General features: G+C 69.5%; 16 protein-coding genes and 1 pseudogene. 6 read left to right on the forward strand and 11 right to left on the reverse strand.

Annotated features, from left to right (window positions below; translation table 11 throughout):
- Positions 1 to 257: 257 nt before the first annotated feature.
- Positions 258 to 1,568 carry a PhoH family protein gene (locus HUN07_RS07915; protein WP_114718321.1) on the forward strand — a complete coding sequence of 437 codons (1,311 nt, stop codon included), beginning with the start codon at positions 258 to 260 and terminating at the stop codon, positions 1,566 to 1,568.
- Between the two features lie 222 nt (positions 1,569 to 1,790).
- Positions 1,791 to 3,494, forward strand: coding sequence for a 3-oxosteroid 1-dehydrogenase (gene kstD / locus HUN07_RS07920; RefSeq protein WP_174908962.1), 1,704 nt, complete (start codon positions 1,791 to 1,793; stop codon positions 3,492 to 3,494).
- On the opposite strand, the gene HUN07_RS07925 is transcribed toward kstD, so the two are convergent.
- From HUN07_RS07925 to glpX, 6 genes and pseudogenes are all read right to left on the reverse strand, one after another.
- A complete protein-coding gene (locus HUN07_RS07925; RefSeq protein ID WP_114718323.1) occupies positions 3,481 to 3,894 on the reverse strand; it encodes a carboxymuconolactone decarboxylase family protein in 414 nt (137 codons plus the stop codon). The two genes, kstD and HUN07_RS07925, sit on opposite strands and share 14 nt — an antisense overlap.
- Before the next feature lie 78 nt (positions 3,895 to 3,972).
- Complete coding sequence (locus HUN07_RS26885) at positions 3,973 to 5,088, reverse strand: hypothetical protein (protein WP_174908964.1); 1,116 nt, start codon at positions 5,086 to 5,088, stop codon at positions 3,973 to 3,975.
- A 201-nt stretch (positions 5,089 to 5,289) separates the two neighbouring features.
- Positions 5,290 to 5,715: a limonene-1,2-epoxide hydrolase family protein gene (locus HUN07_RS07935; protein WP_114718325.1), complete on the reverse strand. Its 426-nt coding sequence runs from the start codon at positions 5,713 to 5,715 to the stop codon at positions 5,290 to 5,292.
- Positions 5,712 to 6,389: pseudogene (locus HUN07_RS07940) on the reverse strand (serine hydrolase); the annotation flags it as partial. The gene HUN07_RS07935 and the pseudogene HUN07_RS07940, both read right to left, overlap by 4 nt.
- 208 nt (positions 6,390 to 6,597) lie before the next feature.
- On the reverse strand, positions 6,598 to 8,007 hold the full coding sequence (locus HUN07_RS07945; RefSeq protein ID WP_174908966.1) for a class II fumarate hydratase: 1,410 nt from the start codon (positions 8,005 to 8,007) through the stop codon (positions 6,598 to 6,600).
- A gap of 97 nt (positions 8,008 to 8,104) precedes the next feature.
- Complete coding sequence (glpX, locus tag HUN07_RS07950; RefSeq protein WP_114718328.1) at positions 8,105 to 9,145, reverse strand: class II fructose-bisphosphatase; 1,041 nt, start codon at positions 9,143 to 9,145, stop codon at positions 8,105 to 8,107.
- 131 nt (positions 9,146 to 9,276) lie between these two features.
- Between glpX and HUN07_RS07955 the strand changes: the two genes are divergently transcribed.
- Complete coding sequence (locus tag HUN07_RS07955; protein WP_429516519.1) at positions 9,277 to 9,897, forward strand: DUF4245 domain-containing protein; 621 nt, start codon at positions 9,277 to 9,279, stop codon at positions 9,895 to 9,897.
- 31 nt (positions 9,898 to 9,928) lie between these two features.
- On the opposite strand, the gene HUN07_RS07960 is transcribed toward HUN07_RS07955, so the two are convergent.
- The 3 genes from HUN07_RS07960 to HUN07_RS07970 are packed head-to-tail and all read right to left on the reverse strand — an operon-like array spanning position 9,929 to position 12,042.
- Positions 9,929 to 10,162, reverse strand: a complete 234-nt coding sequence (locus tag HUN07_RS07960; protein WP_114718329.1) for an exodeoxyribonuclease VII small subunit — start codon at positions 10,160 to 10,162, stop codon at positions 9,929 to 9,931.
- A 6-nt stretch (positions 10,163 to 10,168) separates the two neighbouring features.
- Complete coding sequence (xseA, locus tag HUN07_RS07965) at positions 10,169 to 11,431, reverse strand: exodeoxyribonuclease VII large subunit (protein WP_174908968.1); 1,263 nt, start codon at positions 11,429 to 11,431, stop codon at positions 10,169 to 10,171.
- Entirely contained in the window at positions 11,428 to 12,042 is a 615-nt protein-coding gene (locus HUN07_RS07970; protein WP_114718331.1) for a lipid droplet-associated protein, read from the reverse strand. Before HUN07_RS07970 ends, xseA begins: the two co-directional genes overlap by 4 nt.
- Positions 12,043 to 12,152: 110 nt before the next feature.
- Here HUN07_RS07970 and HUN07_RS07975 point away from each other — a divergent pair, with 110 nt between their 5' ends.
- The gene (locus tag HUN07_RS07975; RefSeq protein WP_174908970.1) at positions 12,153 to 13,157 is read left to right on the forward strand and encodes a 4-hydroxy-3-methylbut-2-enyl diphosphate reductase; all 1,005 of its coding nucleotides are present in this window, start codon (positions 12,153 to 12,155) and stop codon (positions 13,155 to 13,157) included.
- A gap of 67 nt (positions 13,158 to 13,224) precedes the next feature.
- Here the strand turns inward: HUN07_RS07975 and HUN07_RS07980 are convergent, their stop codons facing one another.
- Positions 13,225 to 14,166 carry a DUF6542 domain-containing protein gene (locus HUN07_RS07980; RefSeq protein ID WP_114718333.1) on the reverse strand — a complete coding sequence of 314 codons (942 nt, stop codon included), beginning with the start codon at positions 14,164 to 14,166 and terminating at the stop codon, positions 13,225 to 13,227.
- Positions 14,167 to 14,339: 173 nt separating this feature from the next.
- Here HUN07_RS07980 and HUN07_RS07985 point away from each other — a divergent pair, with 173 nt between their 5' ends.
- Both HUN07_RS07985 and HUN07_RS07990 read left to right on the forward strand, forming a co-directional pair.
- Positions 14,340 to 15,536, forward strand: coding sequence for a metallophosphoesterase family protein (locus HUN07_RS07985; RefSeq protein WP_174908972.1), 1,197 nt, complete (start codon positions 14,340 to 14,342; stop codon positions 15,534 to 15,536).
- Positions 15,533 to 18,514, forward strand: coding sequence for an AAA family ATPase (locus HUN07_RS07990; protein WP_174908974.1), 2,982 nt, complete (start codon positions 15,533 to 15,535; stop codon positions 18,512 to 18,514). The genes HUN07_RS07985 and HUN07_RS07990 overlap by 4 nt, the downstream gene beginning before the upstream one ends.
- On the opposite strand, the gene HUN07_RS07995 is transcribed toward HUN07_RS07990, so the two are convergent.
- The gene (locus HUN07_RS07995) at positions 18,511 to 19,722 is read right to left on the reverse strand and encodes an AI-2E family transporter (RefSeq protein WP_254622960.1); all 1,212 of its coding nucleotides are present in this window, start codon (positions 19,720 to 19,722) and stop codon (positions 18,511 to 18,513) included. The two genes, HUN07_RS07990 and HUN07_RS07995, sit on opposite strands and share 4 nt — an antisense overlap.
- Between the last annotated feature and the right edge of the window lie 40 nt (positions 19,723 to 19,762).

Consider the following 19,762-nt stretch of genomic DNA (forward strand, 5'->3'; position numbering starts at 1 on the left):
GTTTCGGCGTCATGGCGAGTCTTAACGCGGCGTTCACTCGACACGCCGCGCGCGAGCGTCGCGCTCCTCCTGGACAGGCGTAGCGTCCCGGATAACAGGCAGCAGGGGTAGCTGACTGTACGGGAGGTCCTGATCGTGGCTGATGCAGTCAGTGCGAGAGGGCCGGCGCCCGGCCCTCGTGTCGATTGACACTCAGGTTCGGACCGGTCCAGCGAACACGTTTGCGCGGGTGCCACGCAGACAACGAGGAGCCTCACGTGACCGCAATCAGCTCCGTCCGCACCTACGTCCTCGACACCTCGGTCCTGCTCTCGGACCCGTGGGCTGTCAGTAGATTCGCCGAACACGAGGTGGTCCTACCGCTGGTCGTGATCAGCGAACTCGAGGACAAGCGTCACCATCACGAGCTGGGATGGTTCGCCCGCGAAGCACTGCGGATGCTCGACGACCTTCGTCTCGAGTTCGGTCGGCTCGACCGTCCGGTGCCCATCGGCTCCGAGAACGGCACCCTTCAGGTGGAGCTCAACCACACCGATCCGTCGGTACTTCCTGTCGGATTCCGCACGGACAGTAACGATTCCAGGATCCTCGCCTGTGCCCTCAACCTCGCCGCCGAGGGCCGGGACGTGGTGCTGGTCAGCAAGGACATCCCGCTGCGTGTGAAGGCCGGCGCCGTAGGTCTGCCCGCCGACGAGTTCCGCGCGCACGACGTCGTCCCGTCCGGTTGGACCGGGATGACCGAGTTGGATGTCGAGTCCGGCGTCATCGATCAGCTGTTCTCCGAGGGGATCGTCGATCTGGACGAGGCCCGGGAGTTGCCGTGCCACACGGGTATCCGACTGCTGGGCGAACGGTCGAGCGCGCTGGGGCGGGTCACCGCGGACAAGCGGGTGCAACTGGTGCGGGGCGAGCGGGAGGCGTTCGGCCTCCACGGCCGCTCCGCGGAGCAACGCGTCGCACTCGATCTGCTGCTCGACGAGAGCGTCGGCATCGTTTCGCTCGGCGGCAAGGCCGGCACCGGCAAGTCCGCGCTGGCGCTGACGGCGGGGCTCGAGGCGGTGCTCGAACGGCGCAGCCACCGCAAGGTCGTCGTGTTCCGGCCGCTGTACGCGGTCGGCGGCCAGGAACTCGGCTACCTGCCCGGCAGCGAGAGCGAGAAGATGGGGCCGTGGGCGCAGGCCGTCTTCGATACCCTCGACGGCCTCGCGAGCCCCGAGGTGATGGAAGAGGTGCTCAGCCGTGGCATGCTGGAAGTGTTGCCGCTCACGCACATTCGTGGCCGCTCGCTGCACGATTCGTTCGTGATCGTCGACGAGGCGCAGTCGCTCGAACGCAACGTCCTGCTCACCGTGCTGTCCCGGCTCGGCAGCGGTTCGCGAGTGGTGCTTACCCACGACGTCGCCCAGCGTGACAACCTGCGCGTCGGCCGACACGACGGCGTCGCGGCGGTCATCGAGAAGCTCAAGGGACACCCGCTGTTCGCGCACGTCACCCTCACCCGCAGTGAGCGTTCGCCCATCGCGGCCCTGGTGACGGAGATGCTCGAGGAGTTCGGTCCCACCGCCTGACCCCGACCGGCCGAATGTCACACACGTTCAGCTGGATTGAACGTGTGTGACATTCGGCCACGGCGCCCGGGCCGGAGTGGTAGTCAATATCAGTCCGTGAGTCCGGATCGCCGAAGGGATAAGGCCAGTTCAGGCTAGGTTTCTGCGCCAAATCGTTGATCAATAGTGAAACGTGTTCTAGATTTTGGGGCACTCTATTTCACACTCGGATCAGGAGCGGTCATGGCAGCGCAGACGGAACGGGACGAACAGTTCGACGTGGTCGTGGTGGGTGCCGGCGGGGCCGGTATGTCCGCTGCGATCACGGCCGCCGCACAGGGCCTGAAGGTCGTCATCGTCGAGAAGTCCGAGTACTGGGGCGGCTCGACGTCGCGTTCGGGCGGCGGCGTGTGGATCCCCGGCAACTCCGTGCTGAAGCGGGAGGCGCCCGCCGACGACGTCGCGGCCGCCCGCACCTACCTGCACAGCATCATCGGGCCCGGAGTGGATCCGGCCCGGATCGACACCTACATCGACCGTGGCCCCGAAGCCCTGCAGTTCCTCATCGACCACTCGGCGCTGAATCTCGAGTGGGTGAAGAACTATTCGGACTACTACCCGGAGGCGCCGGGCGGCCTGTCGACCGGGCGGTCCTGCGAGCCGAAGCCGTTCGATGCCGCCAAGCTGGGGTCCGACCTCGGCACCCTGCACCCGACGTACAGCAAGGCTCCGCTGAACGTCGTAGTGAAGCAGTCGGATTACCGGTGGCTCAGCACCGGACTGCGGCACTGGCGCGGGCCGGTTCGGATGGTCCGGGTGGGCATGCGAACCTTCGTGGCCAAGGCGCGCCGGCAGAAGCTCATCGGCATGGGCGGCGCACTGATGGCCGAGTTGCTGCTGGGGGTGCGTGAGGCCGGAATTCCGTTGCGCCTGAACACCGGACTGGTCGACCTGGTCGTCGAGGACGGGAAGGTCACCGGTGTGGTGGTCGAGTCCGGCGGTCGGACATCCACGCTGCGCGCCGAGCACGGTGTCGTGCTGGCCTGCGGCGGATTCGACGCCAACGACGAGATGCGCAAGAAGTATCAGCGGGCGCCGATCGGTGCGGACTGGACCATCGGCGCCCCGTCCAACACCGGCGACGGCATCAATGCGGGTCTGAAGGTCGGCGCCGCAATCGATTTCATGGACGACGCATGGTGGGCCCCGTCCATTCCGCTGCCGCGGGGACCGTGGTTCGCGCTTGCGGAGCGGTCGCTGCCGCGCAGCATCATGGTCAACGACCGCGGCGAGCGCTTCATGAACGAGTCACTGCCCTACGTCGAGGCGACGCACCGCATGTACGGAGGCGAGTTCGGTCAGGGTGACGGTCCGGGCGAGAACCTGCCCTGCTGGCTGATCTTCGACCAGACCTACCGCGACCGCTACCTGTTCGCCGGGGTGACCGCGCGCAGTCCGCTGCCGCGCAAGTGGCTCGAGAGCGGGGCGATCGTCAAGGCGTCCACCGTCGAGGCGCTGGCCGAGAAGATCGGGATCCCGGCCGGCACGCTCGCCGCGACGGTCCGACAGTTCAACGGCTTCGCCCGCACCGGCGTCGACGAGGACTTCCACCGCGGCGAGAGCAAGTACGAGCACTACTACGGCGACATCACCAACAAGCCCAATCCCAGTCTCGGTGAGCTCACCAAGGCGCCGTTCTATGCCGCGCAGATGGTGCCCGGCGACCTGGGTACCAAGGGTGGCATCGTCACCGACGTCGCGGGACGGGCCCTGCGTGAGGACGGCTCGGTGATCGTCGGGCTGTACGCGGCCGGTAACACCAGTGCGCCGGTGATGGGGCACACGTACGCCGGACCGGGCGCCACCATCGGCCCCGCACTGGTGTTCGGTTACCTTGCGGCCCTGGATATTGCGGCGAAGGCGGGCCGGTCCGTCAGTCCTCGCTGAGCGGCCCCAGTTCGGCCTCGAGGACCTCCTGCACGACGCGCATCGCGGCCAGTCCGGCGGGGGCGCCGCAGTAGGCGCTCGCGTGGATGACGGCCTCGACGATCTCGTTGCGGGTCAGCCCGTTCCGCAGCGCGCCGCGCACGTGGCCGCGCAGTTCGTTCTCGGCGCGCAGCGCGATGAGCATGCCGAGGTTGATCAGGCTGCGGCTGCGGCGGTCCAGGCCCGGCCGCGTCCACACCGAACCCCACACGTGTTCGGTGATGAATTCCTGGATGTCCTCCGAGTCCGTGCCGCGGGTGCGCTCGAAGGCCCGTTCGACGAAGTCGGCGCCCATCACCTCGGTGCGGACGTCGAGTCCGGCCTGGAATGCGGGGGAGGTGTTCTGGTGCTGTTCGGTCATCGCCGTCGGCTTCCTGTGTGGGGTCTGGCAGCACGCATCGCCGGTACCGCACGGACTGCGAGCCTACTAGGTCTGGTGTCAGCTGGTGCTCGGCGTGAATCCGCTTCCGACGACGCCGCGGGGGTTGAGATCCGCGAGGATGTTCTTCGCCGACGTGTTCACCCACGGCATCAGCACGGTCCCGTCGGCGGCCGTGATGATGCCGACCCACTGTCCCGTCCCGCGCAGAGCCACCGGGCCGCCCGAATCGCCGGGAACGAATGCCGCGCCCGAGCGGAACAGTCCGCCGTCCATGGCTGCGCCGACTACGCCGGAACTAGGGGCGCTGGCCTGGAACAGAAGATCGTCTGCCCACCCCGTGAATCGTTCTTCGATGGTGCGGCGGTCCGAGGACGACCCGAAGTTCTCCACGTACTGTGGGTTCGTCGGCACGGCGACCGCGCCACTGGCATCCCGGAAGATCGAGTCGATCTTGAACTTGGTGTCCCCGGTCGTGCTCATCACCTCATGGCCGTTTTTGTCCTTGACCTGACTGGTCAACCGCATGCGCGGCGCGAACTCGATGACCATGTAGTCGGTCGTGCTGTCGGGATCGGTGTGGTCCACTGCGGGAGTCTCCGCGCCGGTGACGGGGTCCTTCAGGACACACTTCGCGCCGTTCGGAAAGACGTCGATCGGATCGGTATCGCAGGTGTTGTCGTCCACCCAGCGGATCCAGCCGATCGGTTCTGCGCCGTTCGCGGTGCGGGTGTTGAACACCGGATGGTTGTTCTCGAGGTTCTCGACGCCGCGGGTCGCGCCCGGGTGCTTGGGATTGAGGTCCCAGAGCGCGGTGCCGGGGTTGCAGTGCCCTGCGGTGATGCCGACGTTGCGTCCCGCGGAATCGGTGCCGACGACCCCGAGCGTGCAAACTCCCGATGTCCCCTTCCTGCCGTCGCCGAGGTCGCTGCCCAAGTACCCCTCCTGGCCGTCGAAGTTGATCCGCATCCCCGGGAATGCCTCGTCCAGGTTCACCTCGGAAGGTCCGTCGCTGCCAGTCCCGAGGGAGCGGAGACTGCCGGTCCCGATGTTCCCGAGACTGTCGGTCCCGACAGACCCGAGGCTGCCGGTCTGGGCTGACGCGACCCCGGTCAGGGCCGTCAGTACCGCTGCCGACGCGACTGCGCCGGTGAGAAGTCGAGCAATCCTTGCCAACGAACACTCCTTCGGACGGTTGGAATCGGCGCGTGAAGCCGCGCCCGGCGGAGGATATCGACGCGATTGCCGACTTCGAGCGTTAATCGGAAATTTGGCCGAAGATGTTCAGGATTCAGGGGTTGTCCGAATCTGCATGCACTACGCCGGAACTCGGCGGTCGAGCAGGTGCCGTTCGCGGGAGGGCTGCACTTCGGACCGCTACCGCCGAAGGAGGGAGCGGGCCGTCGCCGTCACGGTGCCGACGGCGAGGTTGCCCCAGCTGAAGCGGTCCCGCCAGAGCGCGATCCGGCCGTCGCGCATCTCGAACGTTCCGCACACCCAGAACGTGGACCGCAGCGGCCCGATGTAGAGCGTGTCGGTGCGGTCGCTGAGCACGGTGTCGCCGTCGCTCGCGACGTGGTGCATCACGGCGTCGAATCGGCACGCCGGGCGATTCGCGAACGCGAGCGCCCGGGTCACCGCGGGCAGGCCGCGCAGCGTCGGCAGTGTCCGGTTCTGCCAGACGATGTCGTCCGTGAGGTGTGCGACGGCGCGGTCCACGTCCATGTCGGCGAGTGCCGAGAAGAAGTCCTCGACCACTCGGACGGCAGCGTCGCGGCGGTCGGCGTCCGATGTCGTGTTCATGGTGCACTCCTGGTGAAGGTGCCGAGGTGGTCGGTGTCGAAGGACTCGAGCACGACGGTGTTCCCGGTGAAGGTGGCCTTGGAGATCGATCCTTCCGGGGCGTCGAACTCGGAGAACTTCTCCTTGTACAGCGCCGTCCAGTCCTCCCGGATCTCGCCGAACTGCACCAGATCCGCGAATTCGGCGGTGAGAGTCTCCGGTACGCCGACCGGCGCCGCGTTGGTGAGGGCGGCGATCTCGACGTCGGCGGAGGGGATCGCGACGAAGTTCGTGGCGGCGCCCAGCGAGAAGGCCCCGGAGTGGCTGAGCGTGACCCGTCCGGCGGGGCTCGTGCCGACGTTGAACCCGAACCCGTAGAAGCCGGCGCGCGCGTCCGGGCCGGTGGGCGGCGACGAGACGCTCTGCGGGGAGATCGCCGGCAGCAGCGCCTCGGCGGGAATCAGTTGCCTCCCGTCGACCTGCCCGTCGGCCAGCAGCATCTTCAGCCACGCGGTGAGATCGGTGACCGACGAGCTGACGCCGCCGGCCGGGGACTGGGCGTCGGGCTCGCGCACCGCCTGCGCGGCGTACTTGCCGTCGACCTTCATGTGACCCACGGCCGCTGTGAGTCCGAAGTTGGTGTAGGCGTAGGAATCCCGGAACGGTTCGAGCGGCAGCAGTCGTCGTCGCTCGAGGCTGCGCGACGGCGTCGGCCACCGAGGCCTCGGACAGCGGAGGCGCCGCCGTATTCTCGTTCGGAGCGGAACTGCATGCGGTCGCCAGCACCGACACGACCGCGACCGCGAGTGCACCGCGACGGAATACGCGCATGGTGGGCCCTTCTCTCCAGTCGGATGGTAGGCCGGTGCGCCGTGCACCGCGGGGGAATCCGCGGGCCTCGGTCTACTCGGTGGGCTCCACCTTCGTCATGGCGAGTACATCGAGCCGCCGATCCAGTTCGGCCTCCGTCAGCCCGTCGCCGATCAGTCCGCGGTCGATCACCGTCTGGCGGATGGTCTTCTTCTCCCCGAGCGCCTGCTTGGCGACCGCGGCCGCCTCCTCGTAGCCGATCGCCGAGTTGAGTGGGGTGACGATCGACGGCGACGACTCCGCGAGAGTGCGCAGGTGCTCCTCGTTCGCCTCCAATCCGACGATGCAGCGGTCGGCGAACAGCCGGGAGACGTTGGCCAGCAGCCGGAACGACTCGAGCAGGTTGCGGGCCATCACCGGGATGTAGACGTTGAGCTCGAACGCGCCCGCGGCGCCGCCCCACGCGACGGTGGCGTCGTTGCCGACGACCTGGGCCGCGACCTGTGTGACCGCCTCGGGCAGAACGGGATTGACCTTGCCGGGCATGATCGAACTGCCGGGCTGCAGGTCGGGCAGCCGGATCTCGCCGAGACCGGTGAGCGGCCCCGACCCCATCCAGCGGATGTCGTTGGCGATCTTCGTCAGGGACACCGCGACGGTGCGCAGCGCGCCGGACGCCTCGACCAGGCCGTCGCGGGCGGCCTGCGCCTCGAAACTGTTGCGGGCCGGGGTCAGGGCGTCCAGCCCGGTGCTGCGGACGAGTTCGGCGACGACGAGCGGGCCGAACCTGTCGGGCGCATTGAGCCCGGTGCCGACGGCGGTGCCGCCGATGGGCAGTTCACCCAGGCGGGGGAGCGTCGCGAGCACTCGCTCGATTCCTGCCTCGATCTGGTGGGCATAGCCACCGAACTCCTGACCCAGGGTGACCGGGACGGCGTCCATCAGATGCGTACGGCCGGACTTGACCACCGTCTTCCACTGGGTGGCCTTGTCGAACAGGGCGAGCCGCAGGTGATCCAGCGCGGGCACGAGGTCCTTGACGGCGGCCTCGGTGGCGGCGACGTGCGTGGCGGTGGGGAAGGTGTCGTTGGACGACTGCGACATGTTGACGTCGTCGTTGGGGTGCACGGTCACGCCGGCGTTCGCGGCGAGGCTCGCGATGACCTCGTTGGCGTTCATGTTGGAGCTGGTGCCCGAGCCGGTCTGGAACACGTCGATCGGGAACTGGTCGTCATGGCGACCGTCGGCGATCTCGGCGGCAGCGGCGATGATCGCGTCCGCCTTCTGCGGTTCGAGTAGCCCGAGATCCTTGTTGACCTGTGCGCAGGCGGCCTTGAGGAGACCCATCGCGCGGATCTGTGCGCGTTCGAGGCCGCGGCCGGAGATCGGGAAGTTCTCGACGGCCCGCTGCGTCTGCGCGCGCCACAGCGCGTCGACCGGGACGCGGACCTCGCCCATCGTGTCGTGCTCGATGCGGAACTGGGGATCGGTGCTGTCGGTCATGGACCCAGCTTGCCACCGCCACAACGGCCGAAGGGTCCCTTCGTGCGCTCGCAGCGCACGAAGGGACCCTTCAGCTGGTGTATTGCAGGAGAACCCGTCAGAACGACGGCGGGATGGCTCCGTCGACACCCTGGAAATCGATGGCCGAGTACTCGCTCAGCTTCTCGAGGCGGTGGTAGGCGTCGATCATGCGGACCGTGCCCGACTTCGAGCGCATGACGATCGACTGGGTCGACGCGCCGCCGCCGTAGTAGCGGACGCCGCGCAGCAGATCACCGTCGGTGACACCGGTCGCGCAGAAGAAGACGTTCTCGCCGGAGACGAGGTCCTCGGTGACGAGCACGCGGTCCAGGTCGTGGCCGGCGTCGATCGCCTTCTGACGCTCCTCGTCGTCCTTCGGGGCCAGCTTGCCCTGCAGGACACCGCCCATGCACCGCATTGCGGCCGCGGCGATGATGCCCTCCGGGGTGCCGCCGATGCCGACGAGCATGTCCGTGCCGGACTCGGGGCGGGCCGCGGCGATGGCGCCGGCGACATCGCCGTCGGAGATCAGGCGGATGCGCGCACCGGTGTCGCGGACCGACTGGATCAGCTCGGCGTGGCGCGGACGATCCAGGATGCACACCGTGACGTCGGAGACCGACGCCTTCTTGATCTTGGCGACGCGCTTGATGTTCTCGGCGATCGGATCGCTGATGTCGATGACGTCGGCGGCCTCGGGGCCGACCGCGATCTTCTCCATGTAGAACACGGCGGACGGGTCGAACATCGCGCCGCGCTCGGCGACCGCGAGCACGGAGATCGCGTTCGGCATGCCCTTCGACATCAGCGTCGTGCCGTCGACCGGGTCGACCGCGAAGTCGCAGTCCGGGCCGTCACCGTTGCCGACGTGCTCGCCGTTGTACAGCATCGGCGCTTCGTCCTTCTCGCCCTCACCGATGACGACGACGCCGTTCATCGAGACGGAGGAGACGAGTTCACGCATCGCGTCGACGGCGGCGCCGTCGCCACCCTCCTTGTCGCCACGTCCGACCCACCGGCCGGCTGCCAGGGCGCCCGCCTCGGTGACGCGCACCAACTCGAGTGCGAGGTTGCGGTCGGGGGCCTCGCGGCGACTCGATGGGGTGCTGGCCGTCATGGGCAGTGCCTCCTGCTGCAGTCACGGTCGGCGCGATGTGGTGGCCGACACGATGGGACGGCCGACCGCAGTGCGGCCGTGCCGTCGATTCGGTGGACGAATCTCGAGATGATTCTTTCAGAACCCCCACGATGAGTGGGCTGCTGGGCCACCTCGACGGCGGAACAGGAATACTGGACACCGTGCCAGAGAAGAAGCCCCGCATTCTGCAGAACGGCCACGACATGGCGTGGTCGCTCATCCCGCTCGTCCTGGCGTGTCTGCTGATCGCGGCAATCGCGAGCCAGTGCTCGTTCAGCCCGGGTGGCCCCAAGCCGGGTCCGATCCCCAGCTTCGACGCCGACGCCGCGTTCAAGTACGACTCCCGCGAGCTCGGGTTCCCGATCCGGCAGCCGGAGATCCCCGAGGGCTGGACCCCGAACTCGGGCAGCCGGAGCATCGTCTCCGGTGACGGTGGCGGCGACTCGAGCAACATCGGGTTCATCACCGAGGTCGGCCGCTACATCCAGCTGACCCAGAGTGATGCCACCGTCGAGGCACTGGTCCCGTTCATCGCCGGGGAGCCGCGCATCCAGACCGGCACCGAGCAGATCGGCGGCCGCACGTGGGACGTGTTCGACGACGGTGACTCCGAGGCGATCTGGATCTCCGACTTCGGAGACGCCCGCGTGCTTGTCACCGGGCCGGCCCCGGCGGAAGACTTCACACAGCTCGCGACCGCGATCAGCGGCGTCGAGCCGTTGCAGCGCTAGGACCGCGGCTCGCGGCAGACACCGCTGTCGGCTAGTCGTCGTCGGTCGCGTCTGCCGCGTTGTCGGAGTGGGCGAGCGCGTCCTCGACCCGCTTGCGGGCACCGGCGAGATGCTCCTCGCAGCGCTTCGCCAGCGCCTCGCCGCGCTCCCACAGCGCCAGCGATTCGTCCAGGTCGAGGCCACCCAGCTCGAGGGTCTTCACGACGACGACCAGTTCGTCCCGGGCCGCCTCGTAGCCGAGTTCGGCGACATCAGAGTTGCTCATGGTTGCTCAGGACTCTCTTCCCATCACGGCGGCACGGACGGCGCCGTCTGCCAATCTGACTCGAATCTGCGTTCCCGGCGGCGCGTCGTCCACCGACCGCAGCACCTCGGGTTCGGCGTCCCCCAACACCCGCTGGACCACCGCGTAGCCCCGCGCGAGGGTCGCGGCCGGCCCGAGGGTCGTCAGTCGGGCCTGGAGATGTTCGACGGTGGTCGACTCGGTGGCGATCGCGCGCGTCACGTCCCGGCGCGCGGCGTCACGCAACCGTTCGACTTCCTCGGCCCGACGGTCGACGGCCTGCAGCGGGTCGGCGAGTACCGGGCGGCTGCGGAGTTGCGCGACCAGATGAGACTCGCGCTGCACCCAGTTCCGCAGTGCGGCGGCGCTCCGCTGCCGCAGATCGGACACCAGTGCCTGCTCGGCGACGGCGTCCGGCACGACCCGCTTGGCGGCGTCGGTGGGCGTGGCCGCCCGCAGATCGGCGACGTGGTCACTGAGCGGGCTGTCCGGTTCGTGGCCGATCGCGCTCACCACCGGGGTGGTGCACTTGACGATCGCGCGGCACAGCGTCTCGTCCGAGAACGGCAGCAGATCCTCGACGCTGCCGCCGCCGCGGGCGAGGATGATCACGTCCACGCGTGGGTCGCGGTCCAGTTCCTCGAGCGCTTCGATGATCTGCGGCACCGCGGTGGGGCCCTGCACGGCGGTGTTGCGAACCTCGAACCGCACGGCCGGCCAGCGGCGCTCGGCAACGCTGAGCACGTCCCGTTCGGCAGCGCTGGCCCGTCCGGTTACGAGGCCGATCGTGCCGGGCAGGAACGGCAGCGGACGCTTGAGCCGCGGGTCGAACAGGCACTCTGCGGCCAGCAGCGCGCGCAGCCGCTCGATCCGGGCCAGCAGTTCGCCGATGCCGACCGCGCGGATCTCCGTCACCCGCAGCGAGACGCTGCCGCGGCCGGTGTAGAACGACAGCTTGCCGAACATCACCACCCGGCTGCCCTCGGTGAGTGGTACGGGGGCGTCCCGCAGCAGTTGCGGCGAGCACGTCACCGACAACGACATGTCGACCGACGGATCGCGCAGGACGAGAAACGCGGTCCGTGTCCCCGGCCTGGCGTTGATCTGGGTGATCTGACCTTCGACCCACACACTGCCGAGTCGATCGATCCACTGCGCGACCTTGGTGGAGACGGTCCGGACCGGCCAGGGCTGTTCGGCCGTGCTGGGCGACGGGCCGCTGGCGGCGGAGGCGGGGCGCGCGGAAGTCACTTGGCTTTGGCGGAGGTGATGCGGTTGGCGAGCATGGTCTGGAACGGCGCCCGGGCCGCGGTGCGCTCCTCGTACTCGAGCAGCGTCGTCAGATCCTCCACCGACAGCGACCGCAGGCGAGAGCGCAGTTGGGCGAGCGTCAGCGCCGCGTAGTCGAGTTCCTCGGCGATCTCCGGAACCGGGATCTCGTCGGAATCGTCGGTCGTCTTCTCCGGGGTCGTCTTCGCGGTGGGGGCCGCCGGGTTCGACGCCGGTTCCCCCGCGTCGCCGTTGTCGGCGGGCGTCATCGAGTACAGCGCGAACCTGCCCGGTGCCGCGGGCCGGTCGTCGTCGACATCGACTTCACCGTCGGTGTCGAAGTCGGAGGTGTGGTCCTCGTCGAACACCGCCCACGACGGTTCCTCCTCGGCTCGGTTGAGCAGGCAGAACGCCTGGTCGCCCTTGATCGCGAGCGCAGTCATGGACTGCTGCATCCGCATCGTCGTCTGCAGGACCTGGCTGACCGCGGTCATCGGCAGTGTCACGGCCGTGGACGGCAGCTTGAGCGCCTCTTCGTAGGCCGTGATGGCCATTCCGGCGGCGACGCGCGCCACGAACGGGGGACGGATCATGCAAACAGCCTGCCTCACGATGGCGCTATTTGGTAGCTGACGGGACCGAACGTCGGCGAGTGGCCGTGTGCTGCGGGGGTGGGCGACGACCTGCCCCGTAGGCTGGGGTCATGTCTTCGGCAGTTCCTCTCAATCTGGGTATCGCACGATCTGCGGGTTCCGACGCGGCCGGTGCGGGCAAGCGGATCCTTCTCGCCGAGCCGCGTGGCTACTGCGCGGGCGTCGACCGCGCGGTCGAGACGGTCGAGAAGGCACTCGAGAAGCACGGTGCTCCGATCTACGTGCGCAAGGAGATCGTGCACAACCGGCACGTCGTGGACACGCTCGCGGAGCGGGGCGTCGTCTTCGTCGACGAGACCGACGAGGTGCCCGAGAACTCGGTACTCGTGTTCTCCGCACACGGGGTGTCCCCGGCCGTGCATGCGGCGGCCGCGGAGCGCAGCCTGCACACCATCGACGCGACGTGCCCGCTGGTGACCAAGGTGCACCAGGAGGCCAAGCGGTTCGCCCGCGACGACTACGACATCCTGCTGATCGGCCACGAGGGTCACGAGGAGGTCGAGGGCACCGCCGGTGAGGCACCCGAGCACGTGCAGATCGTCGACGGTCCCGACTCGGTGGACTCGATCACGGTTCGCGACGAGGACAAGGTGATCTGGCTGTCGCAGACAACGCTGTCGGTCGACGAGACCATGGAGACCGTCGAGCGCCTGCGGCAGAAGTTCCCGAAGCTGCAGGATCCGCCGAGCGACGACATCTGCTACGCCACCCAGAACCGTCAGGTCGCGGTCAAGGCGATGGCCCCCGAATGCGATCTGGTGATCGTCGTCGGCTCGCGGAACTCGTCGAACTCGGTGCGCCTGGTCGAGGTCGCGCTCGGTGCGGGCGCCCGGGCCGCGTATCTGGTGGATTACGCCCGTGAGGTGGACCTCGCCTGGCTCGACGGGGTCCGCACGGTCGGCATCACGTCGGGTGCCTCGGTACCGGAGATCCTGGTCCGAGGCGTCATCAACCTGCTCGCCGAGCACGGTTTCGACGACGTACAGCCGGTGACCACCGCCAACGAGACGCTCGTGTTCGCGTTGCCGCGTGAGCTGCGGGCCGCCCGCGCATAGCGGCCACCCAGCGAACGAAGACCGCCCCTGGACGAGGTTTCGTCCCGGGGCGGTTTTTCGGTTTCGGCTACTGATCGATCGGGGGTTCGCGGCGCTGGCGGTAGCGGACCTGCGGCATCGGGTGCGCGGGGGCATCTGCCACCGGGCGGGCCGTGCGGACCGGGATCGGATCGCGATCGAGGGGCTCGCGGTTCCTGGCGATCGGCTCGTCGTACACGTTGTCGCGACGCGCGTTCTCCCTGCGTGCCGTGTCGCGATAGACCGGCTCCCGGCGGATCGGCTCGTGACGAATCGGCTCGCGGGGAACGGGGTCGTGATACCCGTCGCGTCCGCGACGCTGGTCGGGGCCCGCGTAGGTGCCGTTGTACGACGGCGCATGCGCCGTGGCGGGGTCGTGGGACGGGCGCGAGACGCGAGGATCACGGATGGGTTCGCGGTCGGGCTCACGGGCATCACGGCGGGGGCGCGAACGGCGGGCGGCGGGGGCCTGCTCGTCGCGGCGATCCGTGCGCGCCTCGGTGCGGGCGGGACGGGCGGACGTCCGCCGACCACGGGAACGAGCGGGTGCACTCTTGCTCTGCTGGACGAGGAACGTCCGGGCGCCGGCGATCAGCGCCACCACGACAGTGGCGGCCAGCATCAACGGGAAGCGGTTGACCAGCGGAATCGCGACGTTGAACGCGAGGTCCTTGAGTCCGGTGCCGGCATTGTCGGTGAGCACCTGCTGACCGATCGGCACCGCGACGAACAGGAGCAGCGGCGGCTGCACGACCGCGGTGAACAATCCCCGCTGGCGGACGGCGAGGACCGCCAGCACACACCCGAGGAAGTACATCGTCGAGAAGGTCGAGGTCAGCTCGTTGCCCGACATACCGTCGAATGCGAAGCCGAGGAAGGTCAACCCAGCGGCGACTGCGACAGCTCCCCAGGCGGGTATGCCGGGAATGGTGGGGAGGGCCGATCTCTGGTCGAGCGGCACCCCGGATCTAGCACGTTGGGTTGCGGACACACTTCGACAGTAGTCGCTAACGGTCGGGTTGATTCGTTGGCGGGACCGTCGGAAGCCGAGAAATCGGCCGATGCGAAGGCTGCCGGCCGGCGCTCGAGCATCCTCGTGACACAGCCGAGACTGCCACGTCCACATCGGCGTGGTGTCGGCGGTGTGCTCTACCGTCTTGCGGCATGAGGATCCTGCACACGTCCGACTGGCACATCGGTCGCACGTTCCACGGCGTCGACCTGCTCGACGACCAGGCGCGGGTGCTCGATGCGATCGCGGAGACGGTCACCGCGCGCGATGTCGACGTCGTGGTCGTCCCCGGTGACGTGTACGACCGTTCGATCCCGAGTGCGGACGCGGTCACGGTCTGCAACCGGGGCTTCGAGGCGATCCGGGCAGCCGGTGCGGTGATTGTCGCCACATCGGGTAATCACGACTCGCCGGTGCGCCTCGGCGCGGGTGCGGCGTTCGCGGCGGCCGGTGGCCTGCACCTCCTGACCCGGGTGGGGGAGTTGGATACCCCGGTGCTGCTCGACGACGAGCACGGCCCGGTCGCGTTCTACGGCATCCCCTACCTCGAGCCCGAGATCACACGAGTGGAACTCGACGCGCCCCACGCGCGTTCGCACGCCGACATCCTCGACGTCGCGATGGCCCGCGTCCGCGCGGATCTCGATACGCGCAGAGCGGATGCGTCGGGGCTGCGCTCGGTGCTGCTCGCCCACGCCTTCGTCGTCGGCGGCGAGGCGACCGGCTCGGAGCGCTCGATCTCGGTCGGTGGCGTCGAGACGGTGTCGGCGTCCGCGTTCGACGGTGTCGACTATGTCGCACTCGGGCACCTGCACTCGCCGCAGACGCTGGCCGAGCACGTCCGCTACAGCGGCTCGCCGCTGCCGTACTCGTTCGGGGAGCGCTCGCACCGCAAGTCGGTGTGGTTGGTCGACGTCGACGCGGACGGGCTCGCCGCGGTGGAGCGGATCGATCTGCCGGTCGTGCGGGGGCTCAGCCAGCTCGTCGGAACGCTCGACGAACTGCTCAGTGACGCGGCGTTCGCATCCGCGGAGGAGCACTACGTCTCCGCGGTGCTCACCGATCCGCTCCGGCCGGTCGACGCGATGCGCGCCCTGCAGACCCGGTTCCCGTATGCCGTGCACATGGAATGGCAACGCCCCGAAGGAAATCCGGAGCTCAAGTACCGTGACCGGGTGCGCGGGCGCTCGGACCTGGAGGTGGCGCAGAGCTTCGTCTCCGATGTCCGCAGCGGCGCGACGGTGGGGGAGGTGCGCCTGCTCGAGCAGGCGCTGCGCAGTTCCACTGCGCCGGAGGAGTCGGTGTCCGGCGGCGCCCCGCGCGCCGACGCGATGGAGGTCTCGGCGTGAGGCTGCACAACCTGGAGGTGAGCGCGTTCGGGCCGTTCGCCCGGACCGTCGAGGTCGACTTCGACGAGCTCGGCTCGGACGGACTGTTCCTGCTGCACGGCCAGACCGGCGCGGGCAAGACGACGATCCTCGACGCGGTGGCGTTCGCGCTGTACGGCACGGTGCCCGGCGCCCGCAAGGACGGCAAGCGACTGCTGTCGGACCATGCGCCGGAGGGCTCGGTGCCGACCGTCCGGCTCGAGGCGACCATCGGGGGACGCCGGCTGCGCCTCACCCGCTCGCCCGAGTACCAGCGAGCCAAGAAGCGCGGCGCGGGAACCATCACGGAGAACGCGAAGGCGACGCTCGAGTGGTTGGACGGCAACGGCGAGAACCTGTCCCGGATCCCCGACATCGCGCGGGAGGTCGAGCGGCTGCTGGGGATGACCTCGGATCAGTTCTTCCAGGTGGTGCTGCTGCCCCAGGGGGAGTTCGCGAAGTTCCTGCGGGCCGACAACGAGGACCGCGGCAAGCTGCTCGAGAAACTGTTCGACACCATTCGGTTCAAGTCCGTCGAGCAGTGGTTCGTGGACCGGCGGCGGGCCAGCGCGGCCCGGGTCGAGGAGCATCGCAAGCAGGTGGACCTGCTGCTGGCGCGGGTCTCGACCGCCGCGGGCATCGAGGTGGGCACCGAAGGCGACCCACTGAGCTGGTCGAGGAAACTGCTGGAGCAGGCCGCCGAGACGGTCGACCTGGCGTCGGTGGAACTCGCACGTACCCGCACGGTCGAGGAGAAGGCGCGCGCTGCCGCCGCCGAGTCACGTCGCGTGCACGACCTCCAGCTTCGACGGGCCCGCGCGAATGCCGAACTGGCGCAGCTCGAGTCGGGTGCAGCCGAGCGTGACGAACTCGCCGCCGAGGTCGACCGCGCACGTCGCGCCGCCGCCGTTGGTGCCGTCGCCGCGGATGCCGAGTCCGCCGCGCGGGACGCCGAGACCGCGGTCTCGCGCGCCCGTGCCCTCGCCGACGGCCTGAGCGCATCCGCGGACGGTGCCGGTCTGGTCGCCCCGCTGTCGTGGCCGCAGACCGAGACGGACCGGGACACGATCCGGGCGCAGGCGCGGGCCTGGACCGCGGAGGTGGTCCGCCTGGACGCCCTGCTCGCGGAGGCCCGGACCGCCGATCAGCTCGGTCGCGATCTGGAGGCGATGCGTGGCCGCGGCGTCGAGCTGTCCCGCCGCGCGCAGGAGCTGGCGAGCGCCCGCGTGCAGTGGCCGGAGGAACTGCGCGCGGCGGAGGAGGCGGTGCGGTCCGCCGAGCATGCGCAGGCGGCACTGCCGGCCCTGGAGGAGACCTGCGCCCGCGCCGCGGACGCCGCGGCCGCGGCGACCGAGTTGATGTCGACCCGCGCCTCCCTGGGCGAACGACGCCAGGGCGCCGCGAACGCCAGGACCCGCCACCAGGACGCTCGGGACCGATTGCTCGACCTGCGGGAGCGGCGCATCGCCGGCATGGCTGCCGAGCTCGCCGCGGAACTGGTCGACGGCGACAAGTGTGCGGTCTGCGGCTCGGTCGAGCATCCCGAGCCCGCGCGTCCCGGCGACTCCACCGTCACCAAGACCGACGAGGACGCCGCACGGGTCGCCGAACAGAAGGCCGCCGCCGCGTTCGAGGCGGAGACCGAGCGGGTCACCCAGCTCGAACGGACCGCGGATCTGCTGATCCAGCGTGGCGGCGACGGGGACCGTGACGCGCTGCGGCAGGCGCATGCTGTCGCGACCGCCGACGTCGAGCGCGCGCGGGACGCAGCGGCCAGGCTCGCGCGGGCGACCGGTGCGGTAGACGAACTGCGTTCCCGCGGTGTGCAGTTGGAAGAACAGTCGCGCGCGGTGGACAACGAGCGCACCGCGCTCGAGACGCGCATCGAGTCCGCCGACGAACAGGTCCGCCGGATGCGCGACCGGATGGTGGAGGCTGCCGGGACCGATCGGAGCGTGCCGGCCCGGCGGGAGCGGTTTGATGTCCTCGCGACCTGGGCCGCCGAATTGCTCGACGCCCGCGATCGCGCCGCCACGCTCGACACCGCCGCACGTGAACTGTCGGACCGGGCACAAACGGCAGCGGCCGACGCCGGCTTCGCCTCGCTGGCCGAGGCGCTTGCGGCGGTGCGGCCCGCGGCGCGGATCGAGCAGATCGATGCGGTCCTGACCGCGGCCCGGGACCGGCTCGTCGCCGCCAACGCGGTGCTGTCCGAACCCGACGTCCAGGCGATCGCGGCCCTCGACCCGGTGGACCCGTCGGTGCCGGAAGCGACGGCGCGCGAGGCCGCGACGGCGGTGGAGGTTGCCGCCACGGTGGTGGCCGAGGCGGAGACCCGCCGCACCAACGTCGAGCGGTTGACGACCCAACTCGCGGCCGCGATGAAGGGCCTGGGGCCGGTGCTGGCGCAGCACGACGAGCTGGCCGGACTGGCCGACGTCGTCGAGGGGCGCGGCCAGAACTCGCGCAAGATGTCGCTGCGGTCGTACGTCCTGGCCTCTCGGCTCGAGGAGGTCGCGGTGTCGGCGTCGGTGCGGCTGCGCCGGATGTCGGCCGGACGCTACGAGTTCGTGCACTCCGACGAGGCCGGTTCGCGTGGCCGCCGCGGCGGGCTGGGCCTGGACATCCGTGACGACTACACCGGCGTCGTCCGCTCGGCGAAGACGCTCTCGGGTGGCGAGTCGTTCCTCGCGTCGCTGTCGCTGGCACTCGGTCTCGCCGACGTCGTGGCCGCCGAGTCCGGCGGTGTGGTGCTCGACACGATGTTCATCGACGAGGGCTTCGGCACCCTCGACGCCGACACCCTCGACCTGGTGATGGGTGTGCTCGACGAACTACGCGAGGGCGGCCGCGTGGTCGGCATCGTCAGCCACGTGGACGAGATGCGGCAGCGGATCCCGAGCCGGCTGCACGTGGTGCGGGGCCGGACCGGGTCCACCGTCGAGATGATCGCCGGCTAACTCTGCGCGGACTCCGCTGTCGGCCCCGAGGAGTTCCCGCTCGGGAGTGCCGGTTGGAGCGGGCTCGGTTCCTCCGGCGCCGGCTCCGGGTTCGCGGTGGCGGTGCCGTCGGCGGTCGCCTCGGCGGCGTCGAGCAGCGCGTCGTCCTCGAGGCGGTGGTCGATCTGCTCACCGAGGTACCGGATGACCACCGCGCCGACGGCCGCGACGGGCACGGCGAGGAATGCGCCGACGATGCCGAACAGCGAGCTGCCGGCCGCGACCGCCAGCAGCACGATCACGGCGTGCAGCTTCATGCTCTTGCTCTGCAGCACCGGCTGCAGCACGTTCCCCTCGATCTGCTGGACCGCGATGATGATGGCGAGCACGATCAGCGCGGTGGTCACGCCGTTGGCCACGAGCGCGACCAGGACGGCGAGTGCGCCGGCGACGAAGGCACCGACGATCGGGATGAAGCCGCCGATGAACGTGAGGATCGCGAGAACCGGGGCGAGCGGCACACCGAGGATCAGCAGTCCCGCGCCGATGAAGACGGCGTCGATGAGGCTCACGAGGGCCTGGGTGCGGATGAAGCCGCCGAGGGTGTCCCACATCCGGCCGAGGACTTCTTCGAGATGCCGTCCCGCCCGGCCACCGCCCACGCTGTGCAGCCACGGGATGAATCGCGGGCCGTCCTTGACGAAGAAGAACGCCAGCACCAGGACCAGGCCGAGCGTGACGATCATCGATCCGGCGGTGGTGACGCCGCTGAACACGCCCGAGGCGATCGCGGTGCCGCTCTCTTGCACCTTGGCCGTGATGGCGTGGACCGCGGTGTCGATCTGCTCGTCCTGCAGGTTGATCGGCGGACCCTTGAGCCAGTCCTGAACCTGCTGGATGCCCTGGGTCGCCTTGTTCGCGAGTTCCGGGGCCTGGTCTACCACCGACGGCACGACCAGAGCCACGACGCCGCCGAAGAGGCCGAAGAAGACGAGCAGCGTGATCGCTGCCGCGCCGGCCGGGGGCACGCCGCGCTTGGTGAGGGCACGGGTGGGCGGCCACAGCACGGTGCAGACGACGATCGCGAGCAGCACGGGCAGGACGATCACCCACAGCTTCTGCAGGATCCAGCCCAGCACCAGCGCTCCGACGGCGATCGCGGCGATGCACAGCGACCACTTCGCCAGCCACAATCCGCCGGCCCCGATCACCTCGCCACGATCACGCATGCGCGGGCGCGCGGTGGGCTGGGCGGTCTTCTTGGCGCTC

Origin of the sequence: Rhodococcus sp. W8901, assembly GCF_013348805.1 — a bacterium.
GTDB lineage: Bacteria > Actinomycetota > Actinomycetes > Mycobacteriales > Mycobacteriaceae > Prescottella.

What these genes read in the sequence shown, in the direction of transcription:
- glpX (WP_114718328.1), bottom strand. Translation starts at nt 9,145, where the DNA reads ATGACGGCCAGCACCCCATCGAGTCGCCGCGAGGCCCCCGACCGCAAC.
- HUN07_RS07945 (WP_174908966.1), bottom strand. Translation starts at nt 8,007, where the DNA reads ATGACCGACAGCACCGATCCCCAGTTCCGCATCGAGCACGACACGATG.
- HUN07_RS07955 (WP_429516519.1), top strand. Translation starts at nt 9,277, where the DNA reads ATGAGTGGGCTGCTGGGCCACCTCGACGGCGGAACAGGAATACTGGAC.
- kstD (WP_174908962.1), top strand. Translation starts at nt 1,791, where the DNA reads ATGGCAGCGCAGACGGAACGGGACGAACAGTTCGACGTGGTCGTGGTG.
- HUN07_RS07985 (WP_174908972.1), top strand. Translation starts at nt 14,340, where the DNA reads ATGAGGATCCTGCACACGTCCGACTGGCACATCGGTCGCACGTTCCAC.
- HUN07_RS07935 (WP_114718325.1), bottom strand. Translation starts at nt 5,715, where the DNA reads ATGAACACGACATCGGACGCCGACCGCCGCGACGCTGCCGTCCGAGTG.
- HUN07_RS07925 (WP_114718323.1), bottom strand. Translation starts at nt 3,894, where the DNA reads ATGACCGAACAGCACCAGAACACCTCCCCCGCATTCCAGGCCGGACTC.
- HUN07_RS07995 (WP_254622960.1), bottom strand. Translation starts at nt 19,722, where the DNA reads ATGCGTGATCGTGGCGAGGTGATCGGGGCCGGCGGATTGTGGCTGGCG.
- HUN07_RS07960 (WP_114718329.1), bottom strand. Translation starts at nt 10,162, where the DNA reads ATGAGCAACTCTGATGTCGCCGAACTCGGCTACGAGGCGGCCCGGGAC.
- HUN07_RS07975 (WP_174908970.1), top strand. Translation starts at nt 12,153, where the DNA reads ATGTCTTCGGCAGTTCCTCTCAATCTGGGTATCGCACGATCTGCGGGT.
- HUN07_RS07970 (WP_114718331.1), bottom strand. Translation starts at nt 12,042, where the DNA reads ATGATCCGTCCCCCGTTCGTGGCGCGCGTCGCCGCCGGAATGGCCATC.